The following is a 15,267-nucleotide window of genomic DNA, read 5'->3' on the forward strand; positions in this document are numbered from 1 at the left end:
TATATATTTTCATAAATATAAGGTCTAGTTAAATCCAAGGTTCATCAACGGCCATATTGGCTTCAGGATGAATATAATAAGGCTTTTCTTTGCGCGGTAATTGCCCTGAAATAACCAAATGAGCCATTGCATCACAGATCACACGAGTGGCCATTAAAGAAGTCATATCGCTAATATCATAGGGAGGAGAAACTTCCACCACTTCCATGCCACAAATAGGAGCTTTTTGGATAATTTTTCCTAATAAAGCCAACGCTTCACGGGGTAACAAACCACCTGGTTCTGGCCAGCCTGTCCCAGGGACAAAACCCGCATCAATGCAATCAATATCGAAGCTAATCCAAACGCAATCCGTACCATCTAAAGCCCGTTCTAAGGCGAAATCGGCGGCCGCATCAATGCCCTGTTCTACAATATCGGTGACGGTCAAAATATTGGTTGCTCGCTCGCGGCAAACTTTAACGCCTTGACGGGGAACTTGCCAACCCCCAATCCCCAATTGCACTAAATTTTTGGCAGGAGCATTTTTCATATTTGTGGCATGAAACCAGGGACAAGTGTGCATCCGTTCATCTAAGTCTGTTTCCTGGGTATCCACATGGCGATCGAAGTGAATAATACCGACTTTTTTATCCCCTAAATGCCGACAAATACCGCGCACGGTGGGAAAACCGATGGAATGATCACCCCCTAAAATAATCGGAAATGCGCCCGAACTAAAGACATGGGCAACGCCTTTTGAGATTTGATCAAAGGACTTTTCGTTATTAGCCGGAATGGTGAAAATATCGCCCACATCACAGAGGGTAATTTGCTCCCGTAAATCCACTCCTAATTCAAAATTGTAGGGTGTATAAAGAGCGGAAATACGACGAATTCCCTGGGGGCCAAAACGGGTTCCAGGTCGGTAAGTTGTCCCTGAATCATGGGGAACACCCACGATCGCCACATCATAATTGCCCACATTCCGCACATCTTCCAAATAGGGAGCCTTCATAAAGGTATTAATCCCTGCATAGTGGGGTAATTCGCCCCTGGAAAATGTCGGGATACTGCGATCGCGGATACTGTCAGCCGCTTCGAGACCGTAGGTTAACCCCTGGGAAACTTCCTGTTGCCAACCAGTCAGGGGTAAATGGCGTTCTTTTTCTAATGCCTGTTGAGCCTCAGTTAAATGAGGGGGTTGAAAAGCAGATTGCTCGGACATCATTTTACCTCAAAATACAACAACCCAGGAGCCTTCAACAACACCGCATCAAAACAGTGATTATCAAAGTCTCCCGGGCTTTTATCCCGCCGTGTAGCCAGCTTGGATCAGAAATACTTTAAAAACAAGACTAGCCTGCTTCTCTCGGACCTGTCATTTAAGACTTTAGCTTAAATCGGAACCCTAGATGCAATTCTCCTGAAAGTAAACGATTTTCGTGAAAAAAACAGTATCATAGACGACAAGTCGCTACGTATTTTCCATGCTATAATCCTCAAAAAAGCATTACTTCTTAAGCATATTCTCTCTAGCAAATTTTCCAACAGTATGAAGTCTCAAATTCTTTTGTTAGGTGCTCTCACCACTCTTACCTTAGGGAGTATAGCGGCTCCGAGCCATGCAATTAGTCTCATTGATAACTTCCCTCAAACCAATGACGTTCGTAATACGACAATAGATACTACTGGGAATACTGCGGTTTCCTTTACCATTCCCGCCGGTAACACTAATTATTTCCTTAATTTTGTCACTTTGCGTTTAGGTGGTAATTCTCCAGCGGATACGCCAGTTCTAACCATTCGTCAAGGTGGTGCACTCAATCCTAGTACAAAAGTAGTGGCAAATTTCACGAACCCAGTTGGCCAGGGAACACCAATCGTTAATTATAACTTTACGCCGACTACTAGCTTTACATTTCTGGCAAACACCCGATATTGGTTATATTTATCCGCTAGTACAGGAAGTTTTACCTGGAGGGGATCTAGTGATGGAACGAACAACACGCCTAGTGGTATCGCTACCTTTGGAGCCTATCGTGTGACGACTGATGGTGGAGCGACCTTTTCGGGTAGCACTGTTCGCAACACTTTTGGGATAGATGTTACGGCAGTTCCTTGGGAAACGAGTGATGCGGTCTTGCCCCTGAGTATCATTGGCTTTGGTTTAGTAGCCGGAGGAAAACGTTTTCTTGCGCTAAAGAAAAGTCAGAAATCCTAAGTAGCCACAGACATATGTAGCGGCAGGTACAGAACTGCTGATATTTGTGATCAGAAGCCTCTAAGGTAATAGAGCTTAAGTACTGGTAATGGAGTTGTCACTGGTACTTAAACTTTAAAAATGAAAGAAAATAGAGCGAATCGATACTTTGTAATATTATGTTTGTGTAAGTCCTGATACTAAGACTTACCTTTTTTCGTTGGGCATCTTTTTTTGCAAACACTATTTCGGGTTGTTACTCATACAATGAACATGAAAAAAATTAAAAGGAAGATTAATCTCTTCTTCTCAAATTTGTCAACGAATTTTAGCTTTTTGTTCGGTCGAGTTAGTCTAAACATGGCCCTTGGGAATAACAAGGAACGTCATTTAATTGGCATATTACCCATTGTTGGCTACGCTATTGTTGCGATGTCATTCGTGGATTTTGTCTCTGTTCTTTTTCCCCTCCAACTGCAAAACCCTGATTGGGAACTCAAGACTATCAGTACTTTTGTTGAGCAAATCTGGGCTTTTTTGATTGGTTTAGGATTTATTTTTACTCGTTACTTCCAGGAAAATCAAGGGGATATTCGTTCTGTAGAACTCTTTTTTCTAAGGTTTATTCGTTGGTTTATATTAATAATGGCGATCGCTTTGTTGCTGATGATTCCCCTCGTTCTATTGGATACTCATCGATTGCTATCATTTTTTAATGGACAAATAAGCACACAAAAGAATAACGCTCTTAAACAGGTTTCTCAGTTGGAAACAAGTCTTGCCCAAGGAGATAATCCTGATCAAGTAAGATCTTTTGCTAAAGCTCTCAATTTTCCTCCAGAAGTCTTAAACTTACCGGCTCCCGAACTTCAAAAAATCATTAAAACCAATATAGCCGATGCCAAAACCAAAATTACGCAAGAAGCAGCTCAAACTCAAAAACAGCAATCTATAAATACATGGAAAAGTAGCGTCAAAAGCATTATTGGTATAATAATTACTAGTTTGACTTCTATCATTATTTGGCTCAAAATAGGCAAAGCTTTTAAGTAACCTGTTACAGATGAGATTGATCGCGCCTATATCTATTTTCATTGAATAAAATCTATGATTGAAGTAGATAAAATACTTTTTTGTCACTTTCCCATGAAACGTTAATATTGATCAATAATCCTCATTGACTAGGAATTACAGCCTTTATGACCGTTGCTACCCCTGAATTTTGCCAAGGAATCCAGTATTTTGCCCCCAATTTGTCCGATTTCGACCGTTTTGGACAAGAACCAGCGATCGCCGTTAACCAAAAAGCCATCACTTCTGCCAGCGATCCCCAAGCCGTTTATCAAACCTTATTAGCTGCCGATGCTCTACGGTATTTAACGCTGCAAACTACAGCTAGTAAGGAATCGGGACACCCAGGCGGTTTTGCCAGTATTGCCGACGCGATCGCAGCCTTGGTGATGTTGGGCTACAAAAATACGGTGACAGAGGTTGGACATCATGCCCCAGGCTTCTACAGCAATATGTTTCTGGATCGCTCCCTGGAAGCTATGGGCATTAAAACCGTCAAAGAAATGGGCGATCGCTTTCGGGAAATGCACGGTCTTTTAGGACATTTATCGGGACAAATTCCGGGTTTATTAGCACCGGCGGGGCCGTTAGGTCAGGGTCAACACTTTGCCATGGCGGGAGCAAAATTACACCCAGGCGTACTCTTTCCTGTCACCATTGGCGATGGCGGTTTAGGGGAGCCTTATATCATGAGTAGTTTTGGGCATTTCCATACAGCCTATCCCGAAATTACTAACTTTTTGCCTATCTTAGTTTGGAATGGTTACAGTCAGGAACATCACAGCATGGTTTCGACTAAATCTAATGAAGAAATGATCAATTATTGGCGAGGAAATGGTTTTGAAGAAATTATTTTTGTGAATGCCAAAGACTATGACGATGCGAATCAAGTAGGGGATTATGTTGATAGTACTAAGTTTTCTTTTGCAAAACGTCTCGAATTTACCCAGGCGATTTTAGAAGCCACCGACAAAGCCGCCAAATCTGCATTAGGTGGTAAATTAACGGTCTTAATTGTTAAACAATTAAAAGGGGCGGGAGTTCATAAACGAGGAGCGCAATCCCATAATTTATACCCAGGCGATAATTTAGAAAAGGATTACATTATTTCTGCCTTAAAAGAACGAGCTTTATCTCCTGAAGCTTGGCAATTAGTTCGTACCAACTTTGAGCGATCGGCGGGTGGCCCTGCATCCCAAATTGTTGTCACCGAAAAAGAATTACCTTTACCTGAGTTAAGCACATTACCTTTAACAGAATTTGCCGTAAAAGGCGATAAAAAAGTCGCCACAACCGCGATGGGTGAATTAGTGGTTCATGTGGGCAAAAATGACCCCAATTTTGTGGTAACAAATGCCGATGGTAACGCCGCTTCTGCCATTAATAATATTAATGTGGGTTTAAAAATTGTCCATCCCACAGTTGATGATACCTATTTTCAAGGGCCAAAGGGTCAAGTTTATGAACCGTTAAGTGAAGATGCCTGTGCAGGATTAGCGGTCGGATTAGCTCTGTTTGGAGCCAGGACTTTGTGGTGTTCCTACGAATCTTTTGCAATTAATGGTCTTCCCATTTGGCAAACCGTAACTCAAGCGATGGCTGAATTACGTCGTCCTACCCCTTCAACGATTACCCTATTTACCGCCGGAGCCTTAGAGCAAGGGCGTAATGGTTGGACACATCAACGACCTGAGATTGAAAATTATTTTGCCGCTATGATGCGAAATGGCAATATTTTCCCGCTTTTTCCCTGTGATGCCAATAGTATTCAAATCTGTTATCAATGGGCTTTACAAACGAAAAATAAAGGCATTACCATTACCGCTAGTAAATCTCCTTTACCGATTTACACCACCTTTGCACAAACCCGTGAAGCCTTACAAAATGGCGGTGTAGTCTTACACAACAGCGAAGGTAAGAAAAAAGTGGTTTTTGGGGTCATTGGTGATATGACTTTAATCCCCGTTTTTGAAGCTGCTACCCGTTTAGAAACCCAGGGATTTGGTGTTAAAGTTGTCTCAATTATTAATCCTCGTTGTCTCTATCGTCCTCACGATGTTTTGGCGGAATCTTGCTCAGAAAGTGATACTCATTTCTTAGATAATGCTGGTTTTGAAAATCTCTTTGGTGGTGATGCCTTAATTGGGGTAAGTGGCGGAACCAGTGCCATGTTAGAACCGTTATTATTGCGTTCTACGGCTCCCCGTGATGTCTTTGCTTGGAAGCGAGGTGAAACTACTGCCAGTGCTGGTCAATTGATGGGTTACAACGGTTTAACGGCTCAGGCTTTAGGCGATCGCGCTTTGCAATTGTTAGGTTAAAGTTAGCAAAATGGGAGATTGATGATTTTTCTCCCTATTCTAAATATTTGTCCCCTAACTATACTAAACACGGTCATAGGTTGTGAATTTTAAAAAGAAGAGATACTATGACTAAAATAGGAAAAATGATTCAAAGGGCTGAAAATTATTAAGTTAGAATTTACCGACGAAGACAAAAAACTTTTGTCATACTGGAGATTTAACCACCTGCATCCCAGAGTACAGCTAAAGATGGAAGTTCTATGACTAAAAAGTCAGAAATTATCCGATCAAAAAATTGCCAAATTAGCAGGAATTTCGGCAAATACGGTGACAAAATACATCCGAGATTATCAAGAAGGTGACATATGATAAACTAAAAGAAATAAAATTTAATCGCCCTGAAAGTGAGTTAAAAAAGCATCAAAAAACAATTGAGGAATACTTTGAGCTAAATCCACCAGCAACAATAAATGAGGCTAGTTCCGCAGAAGTTTGTGTCTAGGAGAAAGAAGGGGACGACGACCGTTAAGAGAAGCCGCAATCAAGAGATTCCGTAGCCAATGCTCATGGTAACGAAAACCATTGAGACTCTCAAAGGGAGAAAGTTGTCCCTGCCTCTGAAGACGAGTTTTACGACAATAAGGACGAAAATTCCACAACAAAGCAAGAGAACGAACCGTTAGTCTCGCCGATGTTAAATTGCCGTGAAAATATTGCATGGACTAAACCACTATACACTGAAAGTGCATAGGTTTGATGGGGACTGAAAGTCCCATATCTTAGCTTCGTTATTATACTTTGCACGGTCATAACTTACATTGTTCGTAACTATAATAATGGGGAGTACGATAAAGGCTTAAATTATAGCCGTGTGAAGTATAGCTTACTGAACAACTTCAGCTTCATTTTATCTAAAATTCTAATTCGAGCCATATCTAACCTTAGAAATGTGTAGCAGCTAAAGCCTTGCACTGAAAGTGCATAGTTTTGGACTAGCGTGTTTAGGATAATAAAGGGCTTTTTCTGCCAATTCCACCCTTTCACTCATATACGGCATCACAAAGTCGAAATTTGATAGGCTTCTTTATTGCTCTTTAATTTTATTCGTTTTGTTGTCAGCTTCTGACGCTTTGAGTTAACCAAACCTTGTAATTTATAGCCTTTCTCCATTACTTCGGGGAATATTTCTGGATATTTCTCCCTCATTTTATCTAGTCGCGCTGACGCGCTAAAGGCCGCCAAATGCGGTGTAAATTTGGCGGTAAAGAAGCAAATATTGACAAGCCTCCTGCCGAGTGGCTACAGACTATGGAGGCTCTATGTCGGTTCCTACGTTGGTCTCCACCAGAGCGTATTGTCCTGATTATCGCAGATTCCTGAATGAGTTTTCCAACCGACATATCGGGGGAAGTACAGAGCTTGGCGACTACCAGAATAGACTTTTGAAGGTCTAGGACTTCACTACAACACTCCCTTGACTACGAGAAACGAACTACATAGGGCTTGCTGAAAAAAGCTGAAACCTTTACGGAGAAAAATAGTAGGCGAATTAAGAACCGCTAGAATGCACGAAAATAGGGTAGAATGCCTCAAAACCATTGCATTAAGAAGAGAGAAAGCAGATGTACCGAAAGCAACAGTACTCAATTGAAACACCAGAAAACTTGAAAAATCTGTTCGGCGGGCAGTTAGACGAAGAAAATCGTTGGATAGAAATGTCAAAAATGATTCTTTGGGAAGAATATGAGGAAGAATATGCAAAAAACTTCACAGAAAAAAAAGGAGCCCCAGCCAAATCATTTAGAATGGCATTAGGAGCATTAATTATCAAAGAAATTTCAGGAAAAAGTGACAGAGAAACAGTAGAACAAATAAAAGAGAACCCTTATTTACAGTACTTTATAGGAATGGAAAGCTATAGTAGCAAAGAAGCATTTAATGCGTCAATGATGGTTCATTTTCGTAAAAAAATAGGAATGGAATTAATAAATAAAATTAATAAAGAAATAGAAAAAAAGCGACGGGTGTAGCGTCAGGAAAAAAAGAAAATGAAGGAAAGTTACTGTTAGATGCGACTTGTACACCAGCAGATATAAAATATCCAACGGATATAGGAATATTGAATGATGCCAGAGAAAAAACAGAAAAAATAATAGATAAGCGATATGAAGAAATAAAAGAGAAAAGGAAAGAAAAGCCGAGGACTTATAGGGAAGTGGCAAGAAAAGAGTACTTAGCCATAGAAAAAAAACGTCGTGTGTCAAAAAAAGAAAGAAGAAAAGGAACAAAAAAACAACTAGGATATATAAAAAGAAACTTGTCTCATATAGAAAAAATGATAGAAGAGGGAGCAAAGTTAGAAAAACTAACGAAAAAAGAGCAAGAAGAGCTTGTAACGATAGGAAAAGTGTATGAGCAACAGTTAGAAATGTATGAAAAAAAGACAAATAAAGTAGAAAACAGAATCGTGAGTGTAAGCCAACCTCACGTGCGTCCAATAGTGCGTGGAAAAGCGGGAAAAGCAGTAGAGTTTGGAGCTAAAATATCGGCAAGTAATGTGAATGGCTTTGTCTTCTTAGACAAATTAAGTTGGGATAATTACAACGAATCGGGAGATTTACAAGCGCGAATAGAAGAATATAAAAGGGAAACAGGATGTTATCCGGAATCGGTTCATGTGGATAAAATCTATCGAACAAAAGCGAATCGAGCTTATTGTAAAGAAAGGGATATAAGAATGAGTGGTCCCCGATTGGGAAGACCGCCGAAAGAGGTGAGCAAAGAAAAAAAGAAAGAGGCACGCTCAGATGAAAGAGTGCGTAATGCCATTGAGGGTAAATTCGGACAGGGAAAGAGGAAATTTAGTCTTGGTCGAGTGATGGCCAAACTACCTGAGACCTCGGAAACGGTAATTGCGATGAACTTTTTGGTAATGAATCTTTCTACTCTACTTCAGAAGACAAAAAGTAAAAAGTTGTAGAGTCGTTTTTCTTGTGAAAAATGGTGTTAATTTTCCTCTCTTTTGTGAGGAGTGATTTGTGTTGACCTTTTTAGACAGAAAGGAACAATAGATTAAACAAAATCTGTATTTTGATTTGTTTCCATAAGGATAAGTTATCTATGCTTTTTCAGTCCATACTTCCCTAACCCACATTTCTTTCGTTTTTTGACTTTTTCAGCAAGCCCTACTTAAACAGGTCTCGATCCGCATCAAAGAGACATGGCAAAAGGCTAGAGTTCTTTCAACAGGAGGCTAATAAACTTATTAAGCACCTTTACGGTCTCCTTGTAATACTTGGATTGTTCCCCAACCGACAAAATCTTCATCCCAAGAACCCGATCTCGAAGCTGATGTAGCAGATCACGATCAAGTTGCTTAATACCTGAAAACATATCTAGTTGTTGAGGATTTCCATGATTAGAGAAAGAAGTCTTACCCTCCATGTCCGATAGCTGAAGTCGCAATACTGCCATCTCGTCTTTCAGTTTCTCGTTTTCTTTTTCCAAACTCTCATGTAATACATGGTTTAATGCAAAATGTTCAATCAAATCTGCCCTTGTAATACGCTGTTTGTCGGCTATATTTCCTAGCATTTCCCATGTTGAATCTGTCGCCCGAATGCTTCTGACAGGACGAAGCTCATTAGACTTTTGAATAAATTTACCGTTGTCACCACGAATGCGGGTCATACCGAGTAATACATGAAAGTCAGAGGATTGATTACCGAAAGGATAGCACTATCCATGTATTACTTGATTATTTATTATTTTTCATCTTCAAGATAGAACCGTCCTCGTCTAGCTTGCTCTAAGCGATACCTTGCAAAACTTATTTTTTCAGTAAAGTCAATTGGATTTGGAACATGGTTCGGAGGCAAAACTTGCTTGGCGGCCATTTTTATGGCGTTTATGGGGTGCATCCCGTTTTCTATGTTGTTTGCTGCTGTCTGACAAATCGCAGCATAATCAGCCAAATCAGTAATAGGAAAATAATCACGAAGTAATTCATTTTCACTAACAGGCTTACCTAAAGAAGACTCCAGCCTTTGCCTCATGTCAGAAGCCTTCTCTCCTGTAAGAACAAGATTGACTTCGTTGTGGACTCGTCCAAAGAATATCCCTGTTTCTTTAGAACGTGGGTTGTATTGGTTGGATGCCTCTAAAAACGACTTTACCTGATCTGTCAGTGCTGTCCTGCTAGAATTTTTCAATTTATCACGCATAGCAATCCTGTCTATATCTGCTTCCATCTGAGCAGGAGTATAGCCAGAACCCAACCAAGAATGAATCCAGTCTTCTACGAACAAAGAAAAATCATCGTTGACCCACATCGTAAAACGAACAGCAAGACGGGGATGTATCCATGTCCCCTGATATTTGCCACCTTGCTTTACCTCTATTAATTCCGTTACAGGAATTCCTGTAACGAGAGAAAGCTTATTGATGGCGGACTGTGCCATTTTTGTTTGTAGCCAATTGGACGTATCTTTTCTCTCTCCCGTTATCTCCAGATGTGCCTTACATATCTGGGTTGCATTGACATATCCATCTGTTTCTCGCTGATATATGGCAATTCCCTCAATTTTGCGCTCTATAGTCTTAATTCTAGTGTTCATACTCTAAATTCCTTTGATTAACTGGTCTTTATAAGCTTCAGAGATAATTCTTTCCGTTAATTTATCTGGCTTAATCTCATAACCCAAAAATAGTAGATCACTGAGAAATATACAGGACTTGCCATTCTTTGTGAAAACTGACACCCCTGACAAATCAATGATTTTTGTCTCTGTAACACAATCATAGTCGCTTGCGTCTAATCGCCTAGCGAACTCCAAAATATCATTAGCGAGTGAATCGGGAACCCTGATAACTCTTGTTTTCCCGTGATTCCACTTAAACTTTCCTCCTGCGCCAACACGCTTACCACCTCTAGGCATTTTCTTTCTCCTATATTGACTATGTTACACCATCATTATCATAAGTAATGGAAAATGTCATGTAATACATGGTAAAGTATAGCAAAAATTATCCATGAAATACATGGATAAAGCCAGTGTTATACTCTGAACGGGTTAGAACTTAACTTTTTCAAAATGGCTAAAAGCCTTATTAGCAATGGATTTTAGTCCTTTTTTATAAGTCCATTTTTTAGCCGTTTAGAGTATAGAAAGAGTCATGTTTTAGTGGTGTTAGGTGGTGTCGTCATATCCCTTTTCGGGAATCTTACAGACAATCCCTATCGCGGTCGCCGTAACCATGACATATTTTTTGATTTTCCTATTCCATCGAAAATAGAGAGACGGGCCTTCAGTCTCTTCCGTTGATTCCTCATCATGGCCAATTAAATCCTCTGGCTCCTCTTCTAATTCTCTGAAATAGTCCCGAAGAACACCGCCAACCCCGACTGCTCTTGTACCATGTACCTGTTTAACATACTCCAAAAACCAATCACAATCAGCCACAAGGTCACTTTCCTTGCACTGGTACTTTAAGATTTCCGCAATCAACCCCACTGGTGAACTTTCAGCCTGAACAGCTTTTACGTCCAGAATTGGAGAATAATCAACTCGAAGGCATTGCTTCCATAAAGCGATCCAATCAGTCTTGGATAGATAATCTTCCTTGTAATAGCTATCCTTCAACAGGATTAGACAATGGAGATGAGGATGTGCTGATTGCCCATCGCGTCCCCTTGTAATCTCAACCGACTTTATCCAACCTATCCCAGGGAATGCCTTCAACTGGGTTAACCGTCTAAAAGACTGATTAAGATGATGCAATGTCTCTCTTAAATCGGTCAACTCACAATTTTTCATGGTCAACGTCAGAAAAATCCAACGCCCATCAGGATAATCAGTAACTACCTTTGGTAGATTCTCGTAGGCTTTTGCCTTCCAACGGAGCGATCGTCTCCACTGACAGATCGGACAATGGCGAACCCGACAGAATTTAGCAGAAGCCAACTTTAACCTCTGTTGACCTGTCTTATTATCGGGAACCAGTTTGAATTCTAGTAATTGAGAGCAAAGGGAAACCCTCTCGGCGTGAGAATCCATTCCCCCTTGCTTGTAATAATTAGGGCTTGCTGAAAAAGTCAAAAAACGAAAGAAATGTGGGTTAGGGAAGTATGGACTGAAAAAGCATAGATAACTTATCCTTATGGAAACAAATCAAAATACAGATTTTGTTTAATCTATTGTTCCTTTCTGTCTAAAAAGGTCAACACAAATCACTCCTCACAAAAGAGAGGAAAATTAACACCATTTTTCACAAGAAAAACGACTCTACAACTTTTTACTTTTTGTCTTCTGAAGTAGAGTAGAAAGATTCATTACCAAAAAGTTCATCGCAATTACCGTTTCCGAGGTCTCAGGTAGTTTGGCCATCACTCGACCAAGACTAAATTTCCTCTTTCCCTGTCCGAATTTACCCTCAATGGCATTACGCACTCTTTCATCTGAGCGTGCCTCTTTCTTTTTTTCTTTGCTCACCTCTTTCGGCGGTCTTCCCAATCGGGGACCACTCATTCTTATATCCCTTTCTTTACAATAAGCTCGATTCGCTTTTGTTCGATAGATTTTATCCACATGAACCGATTCCGGATAACATCCTGTTTCCCTTTTATATTCTTCTATTCGCGCTTGTAAATCTCCCGATTCGTTGTAATTATCCCAACTTAATTTGTCTAAGAAGACAAAGCCATTCACATTACTTGCCGATATTTTAGCTCCAAACTCTACTGCTTTTCCCGCTTTTCCACGCACTATTGGACGCACGTGAGGTTGGCTTACACTCACAATTCTGTTTTCTACTTTATTTGTCTTTTTTTCATACATTTCTAACTGTTGCTCATACACTTTTCCTATCGTTACAAGCTCTTCTTGCTCTTTTTTCGTTAGTTTTTCTAACTTTGCTCCCTCTTCTATCATTTTTTCTATATCAGACAAGTTTCTTTTTATATATCCTAGTTGTTTTTTTGTTCCTTTTCTTCTTTCTTTTTTTGACACACGACGTTTTTTTGCTATGGCTAAGTACTCTTTTCTTGCCACTTCCCTATAAGTCCTCGGCTTTTCTTTCCTTTTCTCTTTTATTTCTTCATACAGCTTATCTATTATTTTTTCTGTTTTTTCTCTGGCATCATTCAATATTCCTATATCCGTTGGATATTTTATATCTGCTGGTGTACAAGTCGCATCTAACAATAACTTTCCTTCATTTTCTTTTTTTTCTGACGCTACACCCGTCGCTTTTTTTTCTATTTCTTTATTAATTTTATTTATTAATTCCATTCCTATTTTTTTACGAAAATGAACCATCATTGACGCATTAAATGCTTCTTTGCTACTATAGCTTTCCATTCCTATAAAGTACTGTAAATAAGGGTTCTCTTTTATTTGTTCTACTGTTTCTCTGTCACTTTTTCCTGAAATTTCTTTGATAATTAATGCTCCTAATGCCATTCTAAATGATTTGGCTGGGGCTCCTTTTTTTTCTGTGAAGTTTTTTGCATATTCTTCCTCATATTCTTCCCAGGGAATCATTTTTGACATTTCTATCCAACGATTTTCTTCGTCTAACTGCCCGCCGAACAGATTTTTCAAGTTTTCTGGTGTTTCAATTGAGTACTGTTGCTTTCGGTACATCTGCTTTCTCTCTTCTTAATGCAATGGTTTTGAGGCATTCTACCCTATTTTCGTGCATTCTAGCGGTTCTTAATTCGCCTACTATTTTTCTCCGTAAAGGTTTCAGCTTTTTTCAGCAAGCCCTAATTAGAGATGATGTCGGCATTTTTCCGATGCTTATCCCAAGGCTTATCTTTTTCAGAGAGGGATTCTAAGAATGTATATCCATCTTGATGAATAAAAGATACAATGGGAACATTAGATTTTTGACCGATATTGAGTTGGTCAGGCGCAAAAACTCCGAGTATTTGGTTGGCGTAAGATACCTTCTAGGATACTGGAGTTTTTTGCTATTTGAGATTAATTATTTTGAAGTGCAGGGGATACGGGCAAAACCTCGATCAACGTTATCCCTTAATGATTCTAGTATTTTTGGGGCTTAATGAGAATTAAGCCCCACTTATTGCTGTGACTAATTACACTTCCTAGTCATCTCCTTTTTGATTTTTTATATGGTATCATTACTTTTGATTTAGGCTATTATAGCACTTGTCTGTATAGGTAATTAATTTTGCATGACTACTTACAAGTCGTTTCTAACCTCAGAATCTCAACTCATATCCTTTTCTGTCAAGGGTTTCTATCCTTCTTCTGACAAGCCTTTTAGCCTTTTCTCTCCCATGTTTTGTCAGTCAATCAGCCCTCTATCTGTTGCAAGTATTGGTTTATAGTATTTTTATAACCGTAATGGGATGGTTTTATTTTGCTAGTTTTCAAGGCAATGTGACCACATCTGCGACTAAACTAAAAACCTGAAAATCTAACAATCTAACAAGAAATTTAAATAGTATTTATGCACAAAATTCCCGTCACGGTGGTTACTGGTTTTCTAGGGGCTGGTAAAACCACGCTAGTTCGTCACCTATTACAAAATAATCAAGGTCGCCGTATTGCAGTTTTGGTCAATGAATTTGGCGATGTCGGTATTGATGGCGAATTATTGCGAGATTGTCAGATCTGTGAGCAAACGACAGAAGAAAATACTCAGAATAGCCCAAGTACTCAAATTATTGAATTAACGAATGGTTGTCTTTGTTGCACCGTCCATGAAGAATTTTTTCCGATTATGCAAGAATTACTGCAACGGCGAGAACAACTGGATTGTATTGTCATCGAAACCTCTGGGTTAGCCTTACCCAAGCCTTTAGTTCAAGCTTTTCGGTGGCCAGAAATTCGCAATGGGGCAACCGTCGATGGTGTGATTACCGTTGTGGATAGTCAAGCTTTGGCCAATGGTAATTTAGTAGGAGATTTAACGGCGATTAATGCTCAACGTCAAGCCGATCCTAGTTTAGATCATGAAACGCCCCTAGAAGAGTTATTTGAGGATCAATTAGCCTGTGCCGATTTAGTGTTATTAACGAAAACTGATTTGGTGAGTGATGAACAATTAAATCAAGTTAAAACCTGGTTATCCCAGGAACTCAGACCTGGTATCAAAACTCTGACCTGTCAGCAAGGAGAACTCAATCCTGATATTCTCTTAGGGTTTAATGCGGCGGTGGAAGATAATCTTGAAAATCGTCCGAGTCACCATGATCACGAAGCAGAACACGATCACGATGATGATATTCATTCTGTGCAGTTTATTCAAAACGAAAGTTATGATCCCCAAGTGTTAATTTCCCGTCTAGAGCAATTAGTTCAAGAACAGGAGATTTATCGAGTCAAGGGGTTTGTGAATGTGGCTAAAAAACCGATGCGTTTAGTGTTACAAGGAGTCGGCGATCGCTTTGAGAGTTTCTATGATCGTTTATGGAAAAAAGAGGAAACAAGACTGACCCAACTTGTGTTTATTGGCAAAAATCTAGAAATTGATCAAATTACAGCCTTTCTCAAGTCGTCCGGTTAAATCGAAACCGTTTAAAAATGATAGAATAGAAAAAATTGATGTTCAATAATGATGAACGCGCCCCAACCTATACCCATTTCTGTACAAAAAGCATCTGCTGAAACTTTGCTTGCTGTAAATTTTTCGTTGATTATGCCTGATGTTATCACAGAAGTCTTATCATCCCTTTTCACAGGA

Annotated in this window: 9 protein-coding genes, 3 pseudogenes and 1 riboswitch; of the genes and pseudogenes, 6 read left to right on the forward strand and 6 right to left on the reverse strand. The window is 39.7% G+C overall.

Features of this window, described 5'->3' with window-relative positions; genetic code table 11:
• Positions 1–28: 28 nt before the first annotated feature.
• Positions 29–1,207 carry an agmatinase family protein gene (locus KA717_28840; GenBank protein ID UXE64806.1) on the reverse strand — a complete coding sequence of 393 codons (1,179 nt, stop codon included), beginning with the start codon at positions 1,205–1,207 and terminating at the stop codon, positions 29–31.
• Between the two features lie 68 nt (positions 1,208–1,275).
• A riboswitch (guanidine-I (ykkC/yxkD leader) is annotated at positions 1,276–1,405 on the reverse strand.
• 129 nt (positions 1,406–1,534) lie between these two features.
• Between KA717_28840 and KA717_28845 the strand changes: the two genes are divergently transcribed.
• The 5 genes and pseudogenes from KA717_28845 to KA717_28865 all read left to right on the forward strand — a co-directional run bounded on the left by KA717_28845 (position 1,535) and on the right by KA717_28865 (position 8,515).
• On the forward strand, positions 1,535–2,203 hold the full coding sequence (locus tag KA717_28845) for a hypothetical protein (protein ID UXE59719.1): 669 nt from the start codon (positions 1,535–1,537) through the stop codon (positions 2,201–2,203).
• Between the two features lie 213 nt (positions 2,204–2,416).
• A complete protein-coding gene (locus KA717_28850; protein UXE59720.1) occupies positions 2,417–3,235 on the forward strand; it encodes an HpsJ family protein in 819 nt (272 codons plus the stop codon).
• Between the two features lie 146 nt (positions 3,236–3,381).
• Positions 3,382–5,574, forward strand: a complete 2,193-nt coding sequence (locus KA717_28855) for a phosphoketolase (protein UXE59721.1) — start codon at positions 3,382–3,384, stop codon at positions 5,572–5,574.
• A gap of 144 nt (positions 5,575–5,718) precedes the next feature.
• Positions 5,719–6,045: pseudogene (locus KA717_28860) on the forward strand (helix-turn-helix domain-containing protein).
• Between the two features lie 1,133 nt (positions 6,046–7,178).
• Positions 7,179–8,515, forward strand: a pseudogene (locus KA717_28865) (IS5 family transposase).
• A 272-nt stretch (positions 8,516–8,787) separates the two neighbouring features.
• Here the strand turns inward: KA717_28865 and KA717_28870 are convergent.
• The 5 genes and pseudogenes from KA717_28870 to KA717_28890 form a co-directional block, all read right to left on the reverse strand.
• Positions 8,788–9,246, reverse strand: coding sequence for a hypothetical protein (locus KA717_28870; protein ID UXE59722.1), 459 nt, complete (start codon positions 9,244–9,246; stop codon positions 8,788–8,790).
• Positions 9,247–9,320: 74 nt separating this feature from the next.
• Positions 9,321–10,172 carry a KilA-N domain-containing protein gene (locus KA717_28875; protein UXE59723.1) on the reverse strand — a complete coding sequence of 284 codons (852 nt, stop codon included), beginning with the start codon at positions 10,170–10,172 and terminating at the stop codon, positions 9,321–9,323.
• A gap of 3 nt (positions 10,173–10,175) precedes the next feature.
• Positions 10,176–10,493 (reverse strand): hypothetical protein, encoded by a 318-nt coding sequence (locus KA717_28880; protein UXE59724.1) that lies wholly within the window; start codon positions 10,491–10,493, stop codon positions 10,176–10,178.
• Positions 10,494–10,745: 252 nt separating this feature from the next.
• Positions 10,746–11,654 carry a protein rep gene (locus tag KA717_28885; GenBank protein UXE59725.1) on the reverse strand — a complete coding sequence of 303 codons (909 nt, stop codon included), beginning with the start codon at positions 11,652–11,654 and terminating at the stop codon, positions 10,746–10,748.
• A 207-nt stretch (positions 11,655–11,861) separates the two neighbouring features.
• Positions 11,862–13,199, reverse strand: a pseudogene (locus tag KA717_28890) (IS5 family transposase).
• A gap of 832 nt (positions 13,200–14,031) precedes the next feature.
• On the opposite strand from KA717_28890, the gene cobW reads away from it, so the two are divergent.
• Complete coding sequence (gene cobW, locus KA717_28895) at positions 14,032–15,090, forward strand: cobalamin biosynthesis protein CobW (protein UXE59726.1); 1,059 nt, start codon at positions 14,032–14,034, stop codon at positions 15,088–15,090.
• Positions 15,091–15,267: the final 177 nt, after the last annotated feature.

This window comes from Woronichinia naegeliana WA131, assembly GCA_025370055.1.
Lineage (GTDB): Bacteria > Cyanobacteriota > Cyanobacteriia > Cyanobacteriales > Microcystaceae > Woronichinia > Woronichinia naegeliana.

What these genes read in the sequence shown, in the direction of transcription:
- KA717_28870 (UXE59722.1), bottom strand. Translation starts at nt 9,246, where the DNA reads ATGACCCGCATTCGTGGTGACAACGGTAAATTTATTCAAAAGTCTAAT.
- cobW (UXE59726.1), top strand. Translation starts at nt 14,032, where the DNA reads ATGCACAAAATTCCCGTCACGGTGGTTACTGGTTTTCTAGGGGCTGGT.
- KA717_28845 (UXE59719.1), top strand. Translation starts at nt 1,535, where the DNA reads ATGAAGTCTCAAATTCTTTTGTTAGGTGCTCTCACCACTCTTACCTTA.
- KA717_28880 (UXE59724.1), bottom strand. Translation starts at nt 10,493, where the DNA reads ATGCCTAGAGGTGGTAAGCGTGTTGGCGCAGGAGGAAAGTTTAAGTGG.
- KA717_28875 (UXE59723.1), bottom strand. Translation starts at nt 10,172, where the DNA reads ATGAACACTAGAATTAAGACTATAGAGCGCAAAATTGAGGGAATTGCC.
- KA717_28855 (UXE59721.1), top strand. Translation starts at nt 3,382, where the DNA reads ATGACCGTTGCTACCCCTGAATTTTGCCAAGGAATCCAGTATTTTGCC.
- KA717_28840 (UXE64806.1), bottom strand. Translation starts at nt 1,207, where the DNA reads ATGTCCGAGCAATCTGCTTTTCAACCCCCTCATTTAACTGAGGCTCAA.